Source organism: Lamprocystis purpurea DSM 4197, assembly GCF_000379525.1.
Taxonomy (GTDB): domain Bacteria; phylum Pseudomonadota; class Gammaproteobacteria; order Chromatiales; family Chromatiaceae; genus Thiodictyon; species Thiodictyon purpureum.
The window spans coordinates 257,444-277,962 of sequence record NZ_KB902362.1 but is presented as its reverse complement, the minus strand read 5'-3'; the positions used below and the strand labels follow the sequence as shown (position 1 = coordinate 277,962).

General features: G+C 66.6%; 16 protein-coding genes. 5 read left to right on the top strand and 11 right to left on the bottom strand.

What is annotated here, in order from left to right:
- Nucleotides 1-1,155 precede the first annotated feature (1,155 nt).
- Complete coding sequence (locus A39O_RS0101170) at nucleotides 1,156-1,338, bottom strand: PIN domain-containing protein (RefSeq protein ID WP_020502885.1); 183 nt, start codon at nucleotides 1,336-1,338, stop codon at nucleotides 1,156-1,158.
- On the bottom strand, nucleotides 1,328-1,549 hold the full coding sequence (locus A39O_RS31465; protein WP_020502884.1) for a hypothetical protein: 222 nt from the start codon (nucleotides 1,547-1,549) through the stop codon (nucleotides 1,328-1,330). The genes A39O_RS0101170 and A39O_RS31465 overlap by 11 nt, the downstream gene beginning before the upstream one ends.
- A gap of 296 nt (nucleotides 1,550-1,845) precedes the next feature.
- Between A39O_RS31465 and A39O_RS31460 the strand changes: the two genes are divergently transcribed.
- Nucleotides 1,846-3,879, top strand: a complete 2,034-nt coding sequence (locus tag A39O_RS31460; RefSeq protein ID WP_020502883.1) for a sigma-54-dependent Fis family transcriptional regulator — start codon at nucleotides 1,846-1,848, stop codon at nucleotides 3,877-3,879.
- A gap of 486 nt (nucleotides 3,880-4,365) precedes the next feature.
- Here the strand turns inward: A39O_RS31460 and A39O_RS0101155 are convergent, their stop codons facing one another.
- Nucleotides 4,366-5,313 carry a Uma2 family endonuclease gene (locus A39O_RS0101155; protein WP_020502882.1) on the bottom strand — a complete coding sequence of 316 codons (948 nt, stop codon included), beginning with the start codon at nucleotides 5,311-5,313 and terminating at the stop codon, nucleotides 4,366-4,368.
- 256 nt (nucleotides 5,314-5,569) lie between these two features.
- Complete coding sequence (locus A39O_RS43075; RefSeq protein ID WP_020502881.1) at nucleotides 5,570-6,514, bottom strand: Uma2 family endonuclease; 945 nt, start codon at nucleotides 6,512-6,514, stop codon at nucleotides 5,570-5,572.
- An 860-nt stretch (nucleotides 6,515-7,374) separates the two neighbouring features.
- Between A39O_RS43075 and A39O_RS36070 the strand changes: the two genes are divergently transcribed.
- Nucleotides 7,375-9,561 carry an SUMF1/EgtB/PvdO family nonheme iron enzyme gene (locus tag A39O_RS36070; protein ID WP_020502879.1) on the top strand — a complete coding sequence of 729 codons (2,187 nt, stop codon included), beginning with the start codon at nucleotides 7,375-7,377 and terminating at the stop codon, nucleotides 9,559-9,561.
- A 121-nt stretch (nucleotides 9,562-9,682) separates the two neighbouring features.
- Here A39O_RS36070 and A39O_RS0101135 read toward each other — a convergent pair whose 3' ends face one another.
- The 7 genes from A39O_RS0101135 to A39O_RS0101105 form a co-directional block, all read right to left on the bottom strand.
- On the bottom strand, nucleotides 9,683-10,210 hold the full coding sequence (locus A39O_RS0101135; RefSeq protein ID WP_020502878.1) for a reverse transcriptase family protein: 528 nt from the start codon (nucleotides 10,208-10,210) through the stop codon (nucleotides 9,683-9,685).
- Nucleotides 10,211-10,382: 172 nt separating this feature from the next.
- Nucleotides 10,383-10,790: a hypothetical protein gene (locus A39O_RS0101130; protein ID WP_020502877.1), complete on the bottom strand. Its 408-nt coding sequence runs from the start codon at nucleotides 10,788-10,790 to the stop codon at nucleotides 10,383-10,385.
- Between the two features lie 9 nt (nucleotides 10,791-10,799).
- Entirely contained in the window at nucleotides 10,800-11,357 is a 558-nt protein-coding gene (locus A39O_RS40145) for a histidine phosphatase family protein (RefSeq protein WP_157639547.1), read from the bottom strand.
- 86 nt (nucleotides 11,358-11,443) lie between these two features.
- The gene (locus A39O_RS40140) at nucleotides 11,444-12,118 is read right to left on the bottom strand and encodes a hypothetical protein (RefSeq protein WP_020502875.1); all 675 of its coding nucleotides are present in this window, start codon (nucleotides 12,116-12,118) and stop codon (nucleotides 11,444-11,446) included.
- A 184-nt stretch (nucleotides 12,119-12,302) separates the two neighbouring features.
- Complete coding sequence (locus A39O_RS40135; protein ID WP_020502874.1) at nucleotides 12,303-12,983, bottom strand: SH3 domain-containing protein; 681 nt, start codon at nucleotides 12,981-12,983, stop codon at nucleotides 12,303-12,305.
- A complete protein-coding gene (locus tag A39O_RS0101110) occupies nucleotides 12,980-13,378 on the bottom strand; it encodes a hypothetical protein (protein ID WP_020502873.1) in 399 nt (132 codons plus the stop codon). Before A39O_RS0101110 ends, A39O_RS40135 begins: the two co-directional genes overlap by 4 nt.
- Nucleotides 13,379-13,540: 162 nt before the next feature.
- Nucleotides 13,541-13,813, bottom strand: a complete 273-nt coding sequence (locus A39O_RS0101105; protein WP_083924399.1) for a hypothetical protein — start codon at nucleotides 13,811-13,813, stop codon at nucleotides 13,541-13,543.
- 745 nt (nucleotides 13,814-14,558) lie between these two features.
- Here A39O_RS0101105 and A39O_RS0101095 point away from each other — a divergent pair.
- The 3 genes from A39O_RS0101095 to asnB are packed head-to-tail and all read left to right on the top strand — an operon-like array spanning nucleotide 14,559 to nucleotide 20,491.
- Nucleotides 14,559-16,565: a hypothetical protein gene (locus tag A39O_RS0101095; protein ID WP_020502870.1), complete on the top strand. Its 2,007-nt coding sequence runs from the start codon at nucleotides 14,559-14,561 to the stop codon at nucleotides 16,563-16,565.
- Between the two features lie 14 nt (nucleotides 16,566-16,579).
- The gene (locus A39O_RS0101090) at nucleotides 16,580-18,592 is read left to right on the top strand and encodes a hypothetical protein (RefSeq protein WP_157639546.1); all 2,013 of its coding nucleotides are present in this window, start codon (nucleotides 16,580-16,582) and stop codon (nucleotides 18,590-18,592) included.
- A gap of 6 nt (nucleotides 18,593-18,598) precedes the next feature.
- Entirely contained in the window at nucleotides 18,599-20,491 is a 1,893-nt protein-coding gene (gene asnB, locus A39O_RS0101085; protein WP_020502868.1) for an asparagine synthase (glutamine-hydrolyzing), read from the top strand.
- Nucleotides 20,492-20,519: the final 28 nt, after the last annotated feature.

Genomic DNA, 20,519 nt, shown 5'->3' with positions numbered 1-20,519 from the left:
TGAACTTCGCCAAGTCTCGGACCGCGGCCAGGTAACTTTCGTGGGTGCGCGGCGAGAAGCCATGCATCTGCATGGCGGTGATCATCTGCTCACGTAAGGGAGTCATCGTCCAGTGCTCTGTTAACGACCCGGATCGGGCCGTTAAAAGTGTGGACGATGGGAGCCGGGGCGGGGCTGGAGGTCAACCGCGGGGCGGCTGGGGATATCCGCGCGTTGTTCGCGATTCAATGGCGCTATGGGATGGGCGCGGTAGGCCCCGCGGAGCGGATTAGTTCAACGTGTTCTAGGTTGGCACGGGCCGGCGACCTGCTAGCCCGCCACGGGCCACTCGGGTTCTAGACTGAATCCCGCCGACCGCCCAGGCACCTCGCCTCACCGCACGTGCCCCACCCGCGCCCTGCCGAGGCCCCCACAGCCGCTCGGTGTCGCACATCGGCTGCCGGTCCAGGCACAGCCCATCGCCCTTCGATGTGTACTTTCTGCGTCTCGCTGCTGTCTTGCAAGGGGCGTTTTGTGATCTGGATCATGGTTTCCGCAAATACCGGATACAAGACGCTAGATTCCAGGCAAACCTCCGCCGGGCGCTTGCCACCCGACCCTGCATCCGGACTAGACTTGGGGTACGCGACCGGCACGGGTCGCTCGTGAGCTAGGCTGGCGCGGGCCGCTAATGAACTAGACTGGAACGGGCCACTAGGGAACTAGACTGAATTCCGTCCAAGACCTCGAAGACCTCGAAGACCTCGCAATCGGTGACGGCCGCCGCCGAGGCGTTGGGCGCCGGCCCCCAGACTGCTGGAAATGACTGAGATGACGAAGATCGTCGTCGTGGGCTTGGTCATAAACCCGGCCATCGCGGGATCTGCGCGGTCGTCGGTCCGCACAGCGGACCCTACAGGTCATGGTGTTACCGTAGGGTCCGCTGTGCGGACCGTCCGCGACCGGCCGGAACGATGATCAATGCCTGATCAGGCCTTGATCATGGTTCCGGCCACGCGGCCCCGTAGGGTGGACAAGCGCAGCGCAGTCCACCAGCGGCGGCGCGGGATTCGGTGGACTGCGCTACCGCTTGTCCACCCTACAGCCGAAACGATGACCATGGCCCGCACGCCGCTGGCCGGGATTACGATCAAGGCCGCAAGTTCAAGCGGTGGTTTACGGAACGACTGATGCGAGAAACGGGTTGACGACGGTCAGCCCGGGGCCGACGACCTGCCCGTGCTGCAAGTCCTCGGAATAGACAGTGGCGCAGCCGGCTTCTTGGGCCGCGGCGACGATCAGGCTATCGTAGCTCAGACTGTAAAGAACGACGTTGGAGTCGGTGAAACTACCGGGCATTGGCTTCGTCCCGATCGAAGACGAAGCTGCCGAAGTCCTTGCGGTAGGGCGAAAAAAAGGCGATCAACTCGGCCAGCTTGGCGTTGTCGGCGGCAACCGCGGGGGCTTGGGGGTGGCGCGTCTTGAGATAGCCGATGAAGTCCAGGACCTCGGCCTGCAGGGCCGCGGGCAGTGCGGTCGCTTCATGGGCGATCAGATCGACGGCGTTCATAAGCGGACTCCGGGGATGGAATGGGACGACGACGGCAGTATCACATAAGGTCCCAGGATGCCCACTGGAAGAGCAGCAACTTCAAATGCTGTCGTCCCGCGCAGTCGGCACCCTATCAATACTGATCATTTGTACTCACTGTCGGCAACCACTAGACTTCGACGATCAGACCCCGCCGCGCCCCGCGTGTGCGCGACAAGCCGGACAACAACAAAAGGGCCATCAGGCACCAACCCCTACGCGGGTTTGGGCCAAGCCCCGCGACCCGCTCCCAACCACTGGGCGCAGAGGACACCATGGTGACATCGACCCTTTCCGAACGGCACGCCCACAAGCTTTCGGCTGCCGCCGCCTTCGGCCAGCCGCCCGGCGCGGCGGGGGGCTTGACCGAGCCGGATGACCGCGGCGCCAGCGGGGGCCTGGACCTCTCGCCGACGATCCTGCAATCCTGGCAGCGCTGCCTGGCCCAGCCCGATCTGGACCCCTTGCGTCCACGCGAGGTCCAGGTGCTGGATAGCGTCCTGCTGCGTGAGCGGGCCGAGCCGCTGGCCGCGCTGGTGCGCCTGGCGGAGTCGGAACTGCGTATCCTGCTGGAGTCGTTCGCCGGCTCCGGGTACGCCGTCATCCTCACCGATGCGGAGGGGGTGATCCTGCGGCATCTCGCCGACCGTACCCTGGAGCGGGAACTGCGGGCGGTCGGCCTGTGGACCGGCGCGGACTGGGGGGAGGCGCGTTTCGGCACCAACGGCATCGGCACCTGCATCGTGGAGGGCCGGCCGGTGACGGTCCACCGCGAGGATCACTTTCTGCGCCAGAACATCGACCTCACCTGCTCCGCGGCGCCCATCCGTGACCCGGACGGCCGCCTGCTGGGCGTCCTGGACGCCTCCTGCTGTGCGGCCGAGGACTCTCGTTCCGGTCAGGCACTGGCGCGGGCGCTGGTCTGCAAGTCCGCCACCATTCTGGAGAATCAGCATTTCCTGCGGCAGTATCGCGACCGCCGGGTGCTGCGCCTGCACGACCGGCCGGAGGGCATCGGCCTGCCTCAGGAGTGCCTGATCGCGCTTGGAGAAGACAACCGGGTGTTGGCGGTCAATGGAGCCGCGCCTGGGCTTCTGGGGGTCGGCGACCGGGCGGCGCTGCGCGGGCGCGCATTGGCGGAGATCCTGTCCGGCGACCTCGAACCGCTCCTGCTTGGCGTGCCGAGCAAGGGGGGGACGATCCGCGCGTTGCACGATCAGGCCCGCGGCCAACGCCTGTTCGGCTTCGTTTACCAGTACCGCAAACCCCAGCGCCGTGCCGATCCGCGGGTTCCCGCCGCCGTGGCGGCAAAGACCATCGGGCCGAACCCCTGCCGTGCCGACCTGTGCACCCTGGAGACCCTGGCGGGAAGTGACCCCGGCATGCAGCAGGCCGCGGCGCGCGCGCGGCGGGTGATGAACAAGCGCATTCCCATCCTGCTTCATGGGGAGACCGGGACCGGCAAGGAGCTGTTCTCTCAGGCGTTGCACCGCGCCAGTGAGCGGCGCGACCGGCCCTTCGTCGCGTTGAACTGTGCCGCGATCCCGGAGGCACTGATCGAGAGCGAGCTCTTCGGTTACCAGCACGGGGCTTTCACCGGGGCCAGCCGGGAGGGTCGGCGCGGCAAGATCGTGGAGGCGAGCGGCGGCACCCTGTTCCTGGACGAGATCGGGGACATGCCGCCGGCCATGCAGTCGCGCCTGCTGCGCGTCCTGGAGACGCAGGAAGTCATTCCGCTGGGAGCCGAGCGGCCGGTGCAGGTCGAAATCAACATCCTGGCCGCCAGTCACCGCGACCTGGCCCAGTTGGTGGTGGATGGGGGCTTTCGGGAGGACCTGTATTACCGGCTCAACGGCATCACGCTGCATCTGACCCCGCTGCGTCTGCGCGGCGATCTGGAAGAACTCGTGCTGCGGGTGCTGGAGGCGCAGAACGACACCGGCGCCGAACTGCGCGTGACCCCGGCGGCCATGGCGGCGCTGCTGGCCTTCGAGTGGCCCGGCAACATCCGCCAACTGCGCAACGTCATCCGCACCGCGGTGGCGCTCTGCGAACAGGGCATCATCGAGGTCGACCATCTCAATCTGCCGCGCTTACCGCGTACCGCCGCGCCGGCACCAGCGGTGATCGCCGATCCGCAGACGCTGCCGGCGGGCGCCGAGGGCCCGCTCAAGGCGGCGGAGATCCAGTTGATCCGCGACTGTCTCGACCGGCACGGCTGGAACATCTCGCGCACCGCCGAGACGCTGAACATGAGCCGCAACACCCTTTACCGGAAGATCGACCGCTACGGGCTCGCGCCAAGCTGACCTATAGCACCGGCCTCATTCCTCCAGGTAGTGTCCGACAGCGACCAGTGATCCGCCCACCCGGCGGACATAGGAGCGCTCGGGCGGTCGCTGCCGCGGAGTATCGGCGTTCGGTGTTTCATCTCTATCCCAAGGCTGAGCAGGCGGCTCTGGCGCACGGGCCATAATCGCCGTTGCGGCCAAAGCGACCACTCGGATTGATCCACAGATGTCACAGATGTTCACAGATGAGGAAAAAACATCTGTTTTTATCTGTGAACATCTGTGACATCTGTGGATGACGTTTCCGCCCCTGAGCTACGGCGAAAGCTGGCCGGAACCGGGATCAAGGCCGCGATGTCGTACCGCAGGCAGTCGACGTGACGACGCTGCCGCCGCTTGGCGAGGAATGGCGCCCCACGAACCCCTATCGTAATCATGACCGAACGCTATATAACCGGCTGGACATCGGGAACAGCATGGCACGACTTGGCGGCTTGGCGCGGCTCAGCCGTCGGACTGACCCTGCGCGAGGCGTGCCCGCAGAGTCGCCAGTTCGTGCTCCAGGCGCTGTCGGGTCTGGGCTTCGGCATCGGCCCGGTCCACGGCTTCGCGTCTGGCCTGGGCCTCGGCATCGGCCCGCTGCGCCTCGGCATCGGCCCGGTTCACGGCCTCGCGTTTGGCCTGCGCCTCGGCATCGGCCCGCCGCGCTTCGGTCGCCGCCTGCTCCCGATCCGCGCGCCAGCCGGGCAGGACGAAACCGGCATAAACCGGATCGTCGCGCAACGTCTCCAGCTCCGGTCGGCGCGCCAGGTCGGTCGGGCGGAATTGCAGCCCCGGCAGCACCCGCGAGCAGATCACCCCGGCCTGCGGTGCGATGGGGGTATAGAGCCCGGCGGCGGTGCGGGTGTAGAACGCCTGATGGTCGGGATGCTTGTGCAGGATGTAATACTCGGGCACGCCCCCGGCAGCGTATTCGGCCTTCTTGATGACAGTATCACGCTCGATGCCGCTACGCTCCTGGTCGGACAGGGCCTCGATACAGAGGTCGAAGACCCCGCGGTAGGAGCAATCCAAGGGCAGCAGCGGCTGGGGATTGTCGTTGCGCACCACGCCGAAATCCGGCTTGCGGATGACCGTGCCGCTCGGCAGCGGCAGTCGGAAGCCCATCTCCAGGCCGACCAGTTGCGCACAGGGGTGGGTGCGCAGGAAGTGCCGCACCAGTTCGCTGAACCAGGCATAGACCAGGAAGGTCTCGTAATCGGACACCGGTTTCTCCTCCAGGCGGCCGTTATTCCACTCGTAATGGTGGTCCGACTCCAGGTAATACGTGGTCCAATAGACCGCCTCCGAGACCAGGAGACCGTCCGCGGAGCGCGCCGCGGGCAGCGGCCGGGGCGGCAGGGCCGGGACCTGGGGCGCGTGTGCGAGGTCAGTGGCAGCGTTGGGGGACATGGGCGGCAGGCGTCCGGTCTTGGAATTGCAGGATTCAAGCCTAGCACGAAGCGGGCGGGATCGGCGTCGACCTACTCGGCCAGGACGCCCAGCAGGGCCAGTCGGTGACCCTGCCTGACCGCCTAGGTGGACGGCCGACTGCGCCCGGATGGACTCCCCACACATCCCCCGCAATGCCGGCAGACTGCGCGCCGGATGCGCCGGGTCCAGCGCGTAGGATGCGGTGAGTACTCGAACCGCATCACCCGTCCGTCCCTCACCGCATCCGACCCTCATCAAGGCGTGCCCGCAGGGCCGCCAGGTCGTCCTCCAGGCGCTGCCGTGCCTGGGCCTCCGCGTCGGCCCGCCGCGCCTCTGCGTCGGCTCGGTCCACCGCCTCGCGTTTGGCCTGGGCCTCGGCATCGGCCCGCCGCGTCTCGGCATCGGCCCGCCGCGCCTCGGCATCGGCTTGCCACGCCGCAGCCTCAGCACGCTCCCGATCCGCGCGCCAGCCGGGGAGGACGAAGCCGGCATAGACCGGATCGTCACGCAGCGCCTCCAGCTCCGGTCGGCGCGCCAGGTCGGTCGGGCGGAATTGCAGCCCCGGCAGCACCCGCGAGCAGATCACCCCGGCCTGTGGTTCGATAGGTGTATAGAACCCGGCGGCGGTGCGGGTGTAGAACGCCTGGTGGGCGGGATTCTGATGCAGGATGTAATACTCGGGCACGCCCCCGGCAGCGTATTCGGCCTTCTTGGTCACGGTGTCGCGCACGATGCCGCTGCGCTCCTGGTCGGACAGGGCCTCGATACAGAGGTCGAAAACCCCGTGGTAGGAGCAATCCAAGGGCAGCAGCGGCTGGGGATTGTCGTTGCGAACCACGCCGAAATCGGGCTTACGGATGACGGTGCCGCTCGGCAGCGGCAGCCGGAAACCCATTTCCAGGCCGACCATCTGCGCGCAGGGGTGGGTGCGCAGGAAGTGCCGCACCAGCTCGGAAAACCAGGCATAAACCAGAAAGGTCTCGTAATCGGACACCGGTTTCTCCTCCAGGCGGCCGTTGTTCCACTCGTAATGGTGGTCCGACTCCAGGTAATACTCAGTCCAGTAGACCGCCTCCGAGACCAGGAGACCGTCCGCGGAGCGCGCCGCGGGCAGCGGCCGGGGCGGCGGGGCCGGGACCTGGGGCGCGTGTGCGAGTTCAGTGGCAGCGCTGGGGGACATGGGCGACAGGCGTCCGGTCTTGGAATTGCAGGAATCAAGCCTAGCACGAAGCGGGCGGGATCGGCACCGGCGGGCGTCGCCGGCAGCAATTCCAAATTTGGGCGGCACCGCGCGACCGCTGGTGGATGCGGCGCGCGCGACCGCCGTGCCGGGTCCCCGACACCGAGCGGCGCGCCTTATCCACCCTACAACGGAGCCGGTTTCGTAGGGTGGATAAGCGCAGCGCATCCACCATCGGCCTCGCTGCCGACACGCTGTTGGCGGCGGCCACCCAAATTTGGAATTGCTGGCGTCGCCGGTGACGGTCCGGCCATGCACACGCCGCGGCATCCGTATCGGTCAGGTTCTCCCACTCGCGCGCATGGACGCCAGCCGCCGCGCCGCGGCCATTGCCGGGGATCTGGACCAGCGGTTACGCTTCGTGCAACATCGCCAGGCTGTTAAACCGCGCCCAGCGCGGTATGCAATGTTTTTGGATTGGCTCGGCCCCGGCAGACTCGGCGATTGATGGAGTTGGCGCGGTTTAAAGTTTTGAAGAACATCAATTTTAAACCGCGTCTCCACCGAGGTTGATTAAACCCCCAAGGCCGAACACACAATGAAAATTACGTATTTCGCGCTGGACGCGGTTTAATGCACCGGACCTCGGGTACCGCCATGGATCAACCGATTCGCCTCCTGCATCTGTCCGACATCCATTTTCGCACCGGCAAGTCATGGGACTCGGACCCCGTCCTCCGCGCCTTGGCGCAGTTTATCGACGAGGAGGTCCGGCACGGGCTTCAACCTGACCTGGTGGCGATCACCGGCGACCTGGCCTTTTCCGGTAAGGCGGAGGAATACGCCTGGATTCCGCCTGGATGGCCTGCGGCGACACCGACCGCGGGCGCCTGTTGCTCGGGCGCTACCAGGTCCACCAGACCGTTCTGCACCCGGACGGCGAAGGCGCCGACTGGCGTCTCGCCCTGCTGCACCACCCCTGGGACTACCTGGCCGAATTCGACACCCACGAGTCGCGCCAGTCCATCCACCTGCATTGCGATCTCGTGCTGCGTGGCCACCTGCATGAGGGTGAGGCCGCCTTCATCCGGCCGCCCGACCCGGCCCGCGCCTGCCTGGAACTGGCCGCCGGCTGCGTCTACGACGGGAGCCGCCACCCCAACGCCTTCCAGTGGATCGAACTCTGGCCTGACCCCAAACGGGTGCGGGTGCTATTCCGGCTCTGGAACAAAGGCGCTTGGCAAATAGACTTCAACCAACCGGGCTGCCCCAAAGGAGAAGCGACGTTCTTGCTTTACCAAAGCGGTAAAGACGGAGTTTTTCCCGCCCAGGCGCCGAAGCCGGCCATCCCCCCCGACTACCTCGCCTGGCTGCGCCGCACCTACGGCGGCGTCGACCTACTCGGCCTGCCGCAGGCGCCCCTGGAGCCCCTGCCCGAGCCCTTGCAGGACTTGTTCGTCACCCGCTGGTTCCACACCCTCGACAAGTCCGCGCTGGCCGCCGGCCTGATCGCAACCATCCACGACCGCGACGACCTGGCCCCGCTCGCCGAGAACCCCCTGCTGCTGACGGCACTGTGCGTCATCTACGGCAACGGCCGGCGGCTGCCCGAGGACCGCTACCACCTCTACCAGAAGATCGTCGACAACGTGCTCTATAACCGCTACCCCGGCGATGCGCGCCAACGCGAGCCGGTCAAGGCCCGGCTGGAAGCCATCGCCCATGGCATGCACACCGGCGAGGGGCTGGACGAGGACCGCCCAACCCCGAGCGCCGAGACCGGCGACCTGGAACTGGAGCGGTTATTGCGCTGCTTCGCCCAGCTCAATCCGGCCTACGAGCAAGGTCGAGTCGAACCCGCCGTCCAGCGCGAGGAGCTGCTGACCCGCTCCGGCCTGCTGCTGCCCCGGCCCAATGGTCGCGCCGCGTTCTATCACCTGAGCTTCCAGGAGTTTCTGGCCGCCGAGCGGATCAGTTGCACCAGCGCGGATCGCGCCGCCCTGGAGTTGGTCTTCCGCAACCGCTGGACCGTCCCGGAGTGGCGTCCGACGCTCCTGTTTCTGTTCGCCGCGCGGGTCTTCGGCTTGCGCAACGCCCAGTGGGGCCTGGACCTGCTGACCGGGCTCGCCGCCGGGCTCGACCGGGCTCAGACCAAGGACAACCCGGCCCCGGCCGTCTTCGTGGCCGAGGCCCTGGAGCTGTGCCTGGCCAAGGAGTACGCGATCCCCGACGATTTTGCCGACGGGTTCCGCCGGACCTGTCTGGATGCCATCGCCGACGCGGTCGAGGTCAAGGCGCGCCAGACCCTGGGGCTCTGCCTGGGTCGGCTCGTCGATCCGCGCATCGCCGACCTGCGCGAACCCAGGGCCTACGTCGAGGTTCCGGCTGGCGTCTATGTCTACGGCGACCAGAACGAGAAGTTCCCAATCGAGGCACCCTTCCTGCTCTCGCGTTACCCGGTAACCAACAGCCAGTACCGCGCCTTCATGGACGACGCCGGTTATACCAACCGGAAATGGTGGTCCGACGCGGGTTGGGCCTGGCTGCAACAGACGGGTGTCACCGAACCGGATGCCTGGCAGGAACGGCGCTGGAACGCCCCCAACCAGCCAGTGATCGGCGTCTCCTTTTGGGAGGCCCAAGCCTGCTGCCGCTGGGCCGGGGGGCGCCTGCCGACCGAGCGCGAATGGGAGGCCGCCGCCCGCGGCCCGCAGGGGTACGAATACCCCTGGGGCGACCCGTGGGAGGACGGCATCTGCAACAGCCACGAGACGGGTCTCGGGGTCACCTCCCCGGTCGGGCTCTTCCCCCGTTCGGCGCAGGCGCCGCTTGGCCTGGAAGACATGGCGGGCAATTGCTGGGAGTGGTGCGACGACTTCTACTATGAGGACCAGCGGGACAGCGGGTCGCCGCGCGTGGTGCGCGGCGGTGCCTTCGACCGCGAGGCCAGGTACCTGCGCTCGTCGGACCGGATCTGGGTCGACCCCGAGGACCGGAACTGGGTCATCGGGTTCCGCTGCGTCCTGGCCGCGCGCCGCCAGCCTTGACCCTTTGACCCTTTGACCCTTTCTTTCTTCAACGGACCGCGCAGCGGTCCGTTCGCGTTTGACACTGACTGACAATTTGTCAGTGTGATTGTCATTGTCGTTGTCAGTGTCAATGACACTGTCAAACACCGTTGTCACCCGCCCAGCGCGCCCCACATCCCCCGAAACGCCGGCAGACTGCGCGCCAGATGCGCCGGGTCCAGGTCGTCGGCCCGGCGCAACCGGCGGCGCAGTCGGCGCAACGTCCCGGACCAATGCCTGCACGGCTGATGCGAAAGCCCAGATAGGCAAGCGCCGCCCGGTGCGCCCCGCGCCCGCTGCGGACCGCGAAACTCTGGTCGATGAAGTCGCGCTCGTAGGTCGGCCCGATGCTGTCGAGCAGGGCGCGCTGGAGCACCCGGTCGCGTCCGGCCGGGGCGGCGACGATGCGCACCTTGGGATCGGCGACCAGGGTGATTCTGTAGGCAGAGGGGGTGAAGGTCCGCGCCGCCAGGTCGCGCTGTAGGGCGAGGACGCCCAAGTCCGCATCCAGATCGAACGCGGCCACCGCCGGGCGGCGGCGTTTGCCACGCCAATAGGCGTGCCAGGCGGTCCAGAGCGTAGGGAAGCTGGCGAGTCGCTCATAAGAACCGGGGGGAACGCTAGGCATCCGGCTGAAGCCTCCGCCTCCGGTCTATAGCGTTCGCGCAACCGCCACCGAGGGTCACCGCCGCGCTCCAAGCCAGCATACACTAATCGCTTTATAGTGCCGACCTTTGACCCTATGGTCTAAGCTAAACAATGGCTTATGCAAAACATGGGCGCGAACAGTCGAAGACGGGTTAGTCTTCCACCAGCACCCAGGGGCCCAGGGTGCCGTCAGGCGCGCCGGCGAGGTCATTTTTCACCGCCATCACAGTTTCGACAATGGATTTCGTGTTCGGTATGAACCAGCCACGCAAACGGTATTCCGCCGTACCGCCCACGGTTACCGCGTGCAGGTCCACCGAGGCCGGCATCGGCCATGGGGCAGCGACACCGGCCGCCACCGGGCCGTGGATCTGACCGGTCACCGACAAGACCTTCTGAGCCAAGGGGAATGTCAGTTGGCCACTGACCGAACCGGTTGCGTCGGTCGTGACCGCCAAGGCGCCGTCGGGCGCCCAGGGCACGGCCAGGACCGGGTCGCCCGCAGTATCTACATTGCGGAAGCTGCGGTGGGTCCAATTTCCGTTCAGCTCGCTTGTCATCGTATTGCCTCACTCATGGTTATTGACCTTTGAAAGTTGCGAATCGCCCTCGCTGCAGTCTCCGTAGCGTCGTTGTTCGACGCTCCAGGTGGCAGTATTCACCACGTACAGGTCGCCGAATTCCGGGGTGAGCGGTTTCAAGCCGAGAGACTTCATCACCTCGGGAACGGTTGTGGTGTGACCCACGACCACGACGGCTTTGCCCTTGCTCTGGCCCGCCGCGCAAACGGCTTCAATCAATTCCTTCAGTTCGCTCTGAGCAAATGCCCTGGGCGTCATGCCGGTATCGGCCTCCAGAGCCATTGCGGTTTGCCGGGTACGCTGCTTGTCACTCACCAGGATGGCGCCGACCTGAACCCGCGAGAGTGCCCGCGGCAAGCCGCCCGCGCGCTGCCAGCCGGCGGAACTCAGGGGACTGTCGTCGGTCTGGTCGCGCTTTTCGGCGTGGCGCAGCAGGTAGATGGTCTCCGGCCACCGCGGGCAACTGGCCGCGTTCGTTCCAGCAGATGCGGCCAAGGTCAGGAACGCCGCCAGGAGTATCAGGGTCAAACGCAGGATGTCTTGCATCAGGCACCGCCGATTCTTATTGACCAAGGTCTCAAACGCGCTGCGGGTAACCCCATCCGATCCGACCCGTGCCATTGGGTGGGGCCTCACTGCGGGCAACCCGTGATCGCCGCGACCTGCGCCCCGCCGTCTCTTGCGGGTGAGCAGTAATCGCGCGATGCACACGAGCCCGCGACCCGGTAATGCGCTCCGGGCACCAGCACCAGCTCGGAGGCGCCGACCTCGGTCGTGACATTCCCCCATTGATACGTGTAGCCGAGCCCAGTCCAGGGTCGGGGGAAGCGACCTTTGCAACTGGCTTTGCGCAGCCCCTCGTAAAAGGTCGGATAATCCACGATGTTCGTGACGGTTGCGGGCATCGTGCCGGGTACCAGGGAGCAGCGATCGTCGCTCGTCTCCGGGTCCACACAGGCGCGAAACAGATCCTGCGGCTTGACCCATAGCTCGACAAAGAGCCCGTAGGTGCGGTATGGGGGCAGACCCAGATACTGGGCGAGCCGCAGCGCGAGCCCGTCATCACCGAGTTGAGGGTCCGCCCCGAGCACCGCCTGGCAATAGTGCTGGACCTGGGGCGCCGGGGTCACCCATAGGAGGTTGTCGGTGTCCAGAGGTGTTTCATGCCGGTCTGCCAAGTCGGTCTTATAGATGTTCGGGTTCTTCCAGGTGACGACCAGCAACTCGCCCTGGTCGCTCCAGACGAGCCCAGGCGTCGCGCGCGCGATCGGAATCAATCCGCCGACCTCCTCATCGGGCTCCGTCACACAGGCATCTTGAATCCCTGACTTGTACGCTTCCCGAGGACCAGACCCCGGCGCGGCGGCAGCCACGGCCAGTCCGAGCCACGCGCCACACCCAAGCAGTCCCGCACGTACCGCCCGATCTACCGGCAGCACCCGTCGGCGCCGCCGGCATCGAGTGCAAGGCGCGGCGCCGGGAACTTGCCGATCAGGACACCTGGACAAGGAAGGCCCCATAACAGAACCCGTCGCGGAAGCCGTCGCCTTCTGCATCGATCTCATACCAATCACCCTCGGTGGCGGTGACGACCACCACCTGTCCGGGGCTGAGGCGACCGATCGCGTCGAATTGGGTGCCCGCCCCTTCACGCAGCCGCAGGCCGGAACGGGCGATGACCTTGTAGCGGTTGCCGGAGGGGACGGGTCGCGAGATCGTCGTGGAGGTCGATGCCGGGCTGAGCTGCCAGGGTGCGGTCGAGTCGAACAACGACATCTTCGGCACGACCGACAGGTGAAAATGCTTGGAATGCGGGTTGCTGCCGTTGTAGCTGCGCCAGGTCCACGCGGAGACCTCTGAACTCAGTATCCGCTTGTTCCAGATGATGTATTTGATCCGTTCATCGCGACTCGCAACGAGGGCGCTGACGATGCGCCCGGCGTCGCACCCGGAGGCGGGATCATGGGTGATATCCATGGCGGTGACGACCTTCACGCTGCCCCCGAGGTCGCGCGCACAGTGGTCGGATGTTCCAGATCCACCGCAATGGCGAGAGTCACCGATGGTGCCATCGCTCGCCTTTTTTCTCGCCGGATACAGGCTATTGATTTGGTTGCGCAGGGTCAGCAGACTTGTCGCGACGCGCCATTTGTCTTTACCTTGGGTACTCATTGGGGTGCCTCCTCGTCATACGCGGTACAGGTGGTCATGTCTTCTGCCCCGATCTCGCCATCGTCGTAGACCTGGGGCCCGGGCAGGTCCGCAAATCCCCCCGCGGCGCGGACAAGGGCCAAGCCGCCCGGTGCGTCCTCATCCTCAGCGTCACACGAAGTGACGGGCTCGCCGCCGGTATCATCGTCATCGCGAATGACCCAAGCGCCAGGGATATCCGCGGACCCCAGGCTAGCGGGGGTAGCCCGCGCGGCCATGAGGTCCCGGTCCGCGCCACTATCGGTCTCGTCAGCTTCTTCAAGGTCGCCATCGACCACTGCGCAATCATCTTCAGCGAGGGGTTCGTCGCCCTGATCGCCATCCTCGTATATGCGTTCACCGCTGGCATCGTTCATCGTCGTCAGTTCCCCTGTGGTGGCTGGGTGATGACACCGGCAGCGGTGTACGGCGCTCGCCGCCGCCAGTGTAAGAGGGCCGTAGGTTGGCGTGACGAAGGAACCCCGACATCCCCGGCTCCCAAACGATAATCAGATCGTGTCTATAAATCGTGTCTATCGTCACTTAACGCCCTTCTGTTCAGCGAATTTCTGCACGGCCTTAGGTGCAAAGGCGCCGAGCAGAAAGCCCAAGGTAAGATAGATTCCATTTGCCGTATCAGGTTTGCTATGCCAACTCAATGCTAACGTCAGCAGGCCGAAAGCAATCGCGGCTAACAGGGATACGAAGCACATGAGCCGCATGGATGACCAGGTGCCATTGTCTTCTTGGAAAAACCCTGAGTCTTCGGCAGCGCTTGAGACTGAATTACCGGCTGATGTGTCTTCGGCCATTGCTTGTCCCCTCGGTGTGTGAAGCCTACCTGTCGTCTGCGACAGAGGCTGGCTGAGTACGGGTCCGTTATGCTGAAACGATGCGCTCCCGTTTGAGGTAATAGCCGCCGCGGTCCGGCACCTCGGCCATGGGCCCGGAGTCCGGTGCAGCCCGACCTGATCCTGAGCGCGGGTCGGATTCCATCGAGCGGTCTGAGCGGTCTGTCGAGTCCATTAGCGAATCATAGGATCCGCACGCCGGCGTGACTGTCCGGGTATCGACTGACCGCCCTGTAAGCGGAACTACGGACAAGCAGGGTCAGGTCTTTCCTCTTTCCTCGTGTCAAGCAAAAAGCAAGACCGAACCAATTGATTCCTTTGCCCTTCAGATAGGGATAGACATCTTTGAACAGAAACAGCGCACCCTCGTCATACCCGACCGCGAAGGCCAGGGCAGCGCGAAATATCCTCTGAATCCAAGGCCCATCGCGGATCTCATCCGAGAACATCCCCTACCGCGCCGGGTGCGGTTTAGCCGAACCGGGGCCGCACGGCAGCGACCTCGACCGGCAAGAGCCTTCGGCCTCCGGTGTTCTTGCGGCCGGAACGACGGTCAGGAAGGAGGCCGCCGTAGGGTCTCTCAGGTCGGCTCAGGTCGACCTTGTTGGCCCGCCGCGGCAACTGCCTGTACACTCGCGGGCTAGTTCGTGCCGCGCTGCGCGGCCGATTGCCCAACGCCTTCCTGCCCTGCTCAGCGATTCAAGCCATGCCCAGCCCGCCGCCGCTGCCGACCCGCCAGGACCCGACTCGCGCACCGCGTTGGGGCTGGATCATCGCCCTCGGTGCCGCCGGGTTGCTGCTGATGGTGTTGGCCTTTGCCCTGCGTTCGATCGAACGACCGATGCAGTTGACGCTCGCTGCCGAGCAGATCCTGCCGCTCGAAGGCCAAGCCTTTCAGGTCGACCTCAAACGCCGTCTCCCCTGGCCCTGGCAGGCGCGCAGCGATAACCCGTTCAATCTCTATCGCTCCGAATTGCTGTTGTTCGAGGACGGGCGCAGCCTCGGACCGCCGCACGCGCCCTATGATCAGGTCCATCGGGACGGCGGGGGCGGCTATCTGCACTGGGCCAGGCTGTTGATCTTCAGTACGCCCGATCACACGGACCCGCGCACCAATGGCCGCGGCTACGAGATCCGCTTCAAGGCCGGCGTCTCCTATCGCATCCTGCGCCAACTGGCGGACATCGGTGGTCTGCTGCTCCTGGCCGCGCTCGGTGCCGCGCTCTGGAAACAGCGCCGGGCCGCCGCTCGGGCGATCGCCGCGGGTGCCCGGCACCTGCGCCGCCGCTACCGGGATTACCTGCTGGCCGGACTGATCCCGACCGCGGTCTCGCTGGCGGCCCTGTGGCTGATTCCGCCGCTCTGGAACGGCTCGGACAGCACCATCTGGCTGCTCTGGCAGTTGAACTGGATCCCGCATCATCCGCCGGCCTACCCGCTGTTCATGGCGGCCGTCAACACGTTGTTCGAGGGTGCGCCGCAGATCCTGCGCGTCACCCAATGGATACAGCACCTGGCCTATATCCTGGCAATCGCCTATCTGGCCTCCGCCTACCGGGTCGGCTGGCAGATCCTGCTGGTGTCGGCCCTGGCCTGTGTCGGCGGCGGGCTGAACCTGTTCGCCCATGGATTTTTCACCGAGGGGTTGGCCACACCGCTGACGCTGCTCTTGCTCGGCGCCCTGCTGCGGCTGCACCGGGACGGCCTGACCGCGGGCGTGGCCGCGGCACTGGGTCTCGCGCTCCTGGCGGCGAGTCTCAGCCGCCACGCGCTGCTCATTCTGGGTGTGCTCCCGGTCGCTTATCTGCTCATCCTGGCGATCCTGTCGCGCGGCAAGGCCGCCGGCCTGCTGGTCATCGCCCAGGCGGTCGCCCTGGTGGTTGCGGTCGGCGTCGCCAACAGTGCCGTCAACCGTTATGTTTCACTGCTGCTCGACGCCCAGGAGACGTCCATCATCGGCCGGGTCGGTGTCTATCGCATCCAGGCCGCGTATGAATTGGTGCCGCCCGCGGCCCGGCCGGCCTGGCTGGCGGCCATCGGCGCCCGCGCCGCGGACCCGGCGGTGCAGGAGGCGCTGCCGCTGCTGGCGCAGACGCCGAACCCCTGGACCGGACCGCGGGACGCAATCGCCGCGACGCCCGCGCTCTATGGGCAACACCCGGATGCCATTATGAATGCGGGCTACCGGGCCTTCGCCTACGCGCTCGATCCCTATGCCTGGCGTCAGATGGGCCAGGAACTGGGACGCGCCATCGTCGGCATCGGCTCATCGAGCTATTGCCCTGGGCAGATCAGCTGTCTGCTGGGTGGCTCGGCCGTGTCGATCGAAGCGGTCTTTCCGGCCGATCCGCGCAATCGCACCGCCACGGCCGGGACCGGGGCCGAGCACGTGGAGACGGCCGCCGATTACCGCGCGCTGGCCGCCCATCCGCTGACCCGGTTCCTGGACATCCTGCTGCCGCTGATCCCGCTGCAGCGGCTCCTGTTCCTGGCCGCCTCCCTGGCGCTGGCCCTGGCCGCCGCCGTGCTGACCCGCGATGCGCGGATCGGCGCCCTGGCCGCGGCCCTCTGGCTGGGCGCCCTGGCCTATGCCCTGGCGCTCACCTTCATCACGGTGGTCCTGCCCCGCTATCTCTCGCCCATCGACACCCTGGTCTGGGTGTCGAACGGGGTCTGTCTGGTCGCGCTGCTGGCGCGGACCAGAACCGCGTGAGACCGGGTCCGGACATGGCCAGACCAGCGATTCCATGGGCGGGCTCCGCACTCGCGCTTGGGGTGGTCTTGCTGTTCGTTGCCTACGGATTGGGCACGCTCGATCGAAGGGTCCGCTTCGATCTCGCTCCAGGCGAAGTGGAACCGGCGGTCGGGCAGTCGTTTGTCGTGCAGCTCAAGGGCCGACCGGGGTGGCCCTGGGTCCTGCCCGGCGATCAGGCCGACCGGCTCGCGCGCTCCGATCTGCGCCTGCACGAGGACGGCCGGCCATTGGGTCCCCCGCAGGCGCAACACGCGGACATTCGCGACGGCGGGGGCGGCTTCTCGCACTGGCAGCGCTCTCTGCTGTTCAGCACGCCCGATCACTCGGACCCGCGCACCAACGGGCGGGTCTATACGGTCACCGCCACGGCGCGACTCGCCCCCGCGATCATCGACTGGACCCTGGCCATCGGCAGCGGCGGCGTGCTGCTCGGCCTGGGTCTGCTCGCCTGGCGGCAGCGCACCTGCTTACTCGCCGCGGTCCGGCGCCGCGCCGCGCACCTGTGGCGGCGCCGCTGGGACTATGCTGCCGCGGGCGCCTTTCCCGCGGCCGTGGGGGTCTTCGCGTGGCTCGCCCTGCCGCCGATCTGGAACGGTTCCGACAGTGTGATCTGGCTGCTCTGGCCCTGGAATCTGTTCCCGCACCATCCCATCCTCTACCCGACCTTCATGGCCTTCGCCACCACCTGGTTCGCGGAATCGCGGGCGGTGCTTTCATTCGCGACGGCCGTGCAGCACCTAGCGGCGATCGGTGCGCTCATCTACCTGGCATCCGCCTTTCGCGCACGCCGGCAGATCGTCATCGTCTCCGTGCTCGCCTGTCTCGGCACCGCACTCCAACTGTACGCTCAGGGGCTGATGACCGAGGCGCTCGATCTGTCGTTCCTGTGCATCCTGCTCGGCGCCGTGCTGCGACTGCGGCGGGATGGAATGAACACGGCGGTCGGTGCCGCGCTCTTCGTCGGACTCCTGGGGGGCCTATTGACCCGCCACGCCTCCATCGTGTTTGCCGCGATTCCGCTCGCCTACGTCCTGATCGCCGCGCTCTGGTCGGAGCAGCGCTGGTCGCGCAGCGCCTGGCGGCCCGTGGGCGGGGTGATCGCGGTGGTACTCCTCGCCCTGGTGACCGCCAAGGGCCTGACCGGCTCGGCCTGCCACCTGATCGAGAACCGTTGCCTCTCGACCATCGGTCGGCCGGGAGTCTATCGGATCGTCGATACCTATCAGTTGGTGCCCCAGGAGGCGCGCGCGGCCTGGCTCGAACGGTTGGCGGGGGCCGCCCCGGACGTGCCGACCGCCCAGGCGCTCGTCCTCATGGCGCAGACCCCCAACCCCTGGCTGGGCACGCGCCGGGCCATCGCGGCGGAGCCGGACCTGTGGTCCAGCGATCCGGACGTGCTGATGAACACAGGTTTTTTGGTCTTCGCGCGGTCGCTCGATGGCGATGCCCTGCGCCAATGGGGCCGGGAACTGAATAAGGCGGTGTTCGGGCCCGTCGCGGGCGTCGGCTTTGGAAACGGACAATTCGAGACCTTGCTGCGCATGTCGGCGGACAGCATCAGGGTCGTTTTTCCTCCGGAAGCGGATGCCCTGCGGGTCCTGCAAGGCACCGGCGCGGAGCATCCGGAGTCCGCGACCCGGTACCTCAATCTGGCGAACCTGCCGGCCACCCGACTGCTCGATCTGTTGCTCCCGCTGGCGCAAGGAATCCGGGTTCCCCTGCTGCTCGCCGCCTGGCTGCTCGCGTTCACCGCGCTGCGGGCCTGTCGACGCGCGGACTTCACGGCCTTGCTGCTCAGCCTCTGGATCGGGTTCGCCGCCTACGCCCTGGCACTCACCTTGGTGACCGTCGTGCTGCCGCGCTACCTGGCGCCACTGGACCTCTTGCTGTGGCTGAGTAACGCCATTGCGATCTCCGCCCTGATCGACCAGGCCCGGCGCCGACGTCGATCCGGGGCCTTGCCGCGCCGCGGGCGCGAGGATTGACCAACGATGTGCGGCATTGCCGGACTGCTCACTTGGGACACCGCGGCGGATACGCAGATCGTGCGGGCCATGACCGACCGCCTGGCGCATCGGGGGCCGGACGCGGCCGGCGTGGCGGCCCTGGGGCCGCTGGCGCTGGGCCACCGGCGGCTGTCGGTCATCGACGTGTCCCAGGCCAATAATCAGCCGCTCTATGATCGCTCCGGGTCGCTGGTCATCGCCTACAACGGCGAGATCTACAACTTCCGGGAGATTCGCCGGGAATTGGAACAGGCCGGCGCCGCCTTTCAGACGCAGGGCGACACCGAGGTCATCCTCGAAGCCTACAAAGCCTGGGGCGAGGGCTGCCTGGAGCGCTTCAACGGCATGTTTGCCTTCGCGCTGTGGGACGCCCCGCGCCGCCGACTCTTTCTGGCCCGCGACCGGGTTGGTGAGAAGCCGCTCTTCTACTGCGAACTGCCCGCGGGCGGACTGGTGTTCGCCTCCGAACCGCGCGCCTTGCGGGCGCATCCGGCCGCGCTCGGCGCGGTCGATCCGGTTGGTCTCGCCCACTATCTGATGCTCAACTACACCCTGGGGGACCATAGCCTGCGACAGGGGCTCAAACGGCTGCCGCCCGGACACTTTATGATTTGCGAAGAGGGCCGGCCACTGACGCCGCGGTCCTACTGGGACCTGGCGGCGGTGTACCGCAACAAGCGCCGTTTCGGCTCCCAGGACGAGGCCGCCGAGGAGTTGTTGGCCCTGATCGATGACGCGGTGCGCCTGCGGCTGGTCAGTGATGTCCCACTGGGCGCCTTCCTGAGCGGCGGGGTCGATTCATCCGCGGTGGCCGCCGCCATGGCGCAGGCCCTGCCCGCCTCCCAGGTGCACACCTTCAGCATGGGTTTCGGCATCCCCAGCTTCGACGAGGTCGATACCGCCCGCGCGGTGGCGAACCTGCTCGGTCTGGACCACAAGGATCGGGTGGCCACGCCGGACCCTGAACGCACGGTTCAGGCCATGGTTTGGGCCGCCGACGAGCCGCTGGCGGACACCTCCGCCGTGCCGACCTTTCTGCTGGCGGCCTTCGCCCGAGAATACGTGACCGTCAGCCTGTCCGGGGATGGTGCCGACGAGTGCTTCGCCGGGTACGAGACCTACACCGCCGACCGGCTCCATCGGGCGCTGTCGTGGCTGCCGCGGGGGCTGGCGCGGGCGAGCTTCCGGGCGGCGGATGCCGTGCTGCCGGTGAGTTTCTCCAAAGTCAGTCTGGACTATAAGGTCCGTCATTTCCTCGCGGAACTCCATCTGGACTTCCCGCGGGCCCATGCTTCCTGGCGCAATATCCTGTCCCCCGAGGCGCAACGCGACCTGATGCAGCCCTGGTGGCGCGCGGCGATCACCACCGCTGAGGCCGACCCCTTTGCGGAATTCGCGCCGCACTTCGCGGCGGTCCAGGGCTGCCACTACATCGATCAGGCGGGTTATGTCGATGTCAAGACCTGGCTGGCCGACGACATCCTGGTCAAGGTCGATCGTTCGACCATGGCGCACTCACTGGAGGCCCGTGCGCCGCTGCTCGATCACCGCCTGGTCGAGTTCGCGGCGGCCCTACCCGCCGATTGGAAGCTCAAGGGCCTGCGCAAGAAATACCTGCTGCGGGAGAGCCTGCGCGGGCGCCTGCCGGACTGGGTGCTCGACGGCCGCAAGCAGGGGTTCAATGCCCCGGTCTCGCACTGGTTCAGCGGCTCGCTGCGCGCCTTCGCCCAGGACGCGCTGGCCTCGCCCAAACTGCATGAGTGGATTCGCCCCGCGGCGATCGACACCCTGTGGCGCGAGCACCTGGCCGCGCGACGGGATCATGGACTGAAGATCTTTGGACTCGTCTGTCTGGCGTTGTGGCTGGATCAGCCTTGAATACCGGTGCATCGGCGCTTCGGTCAAT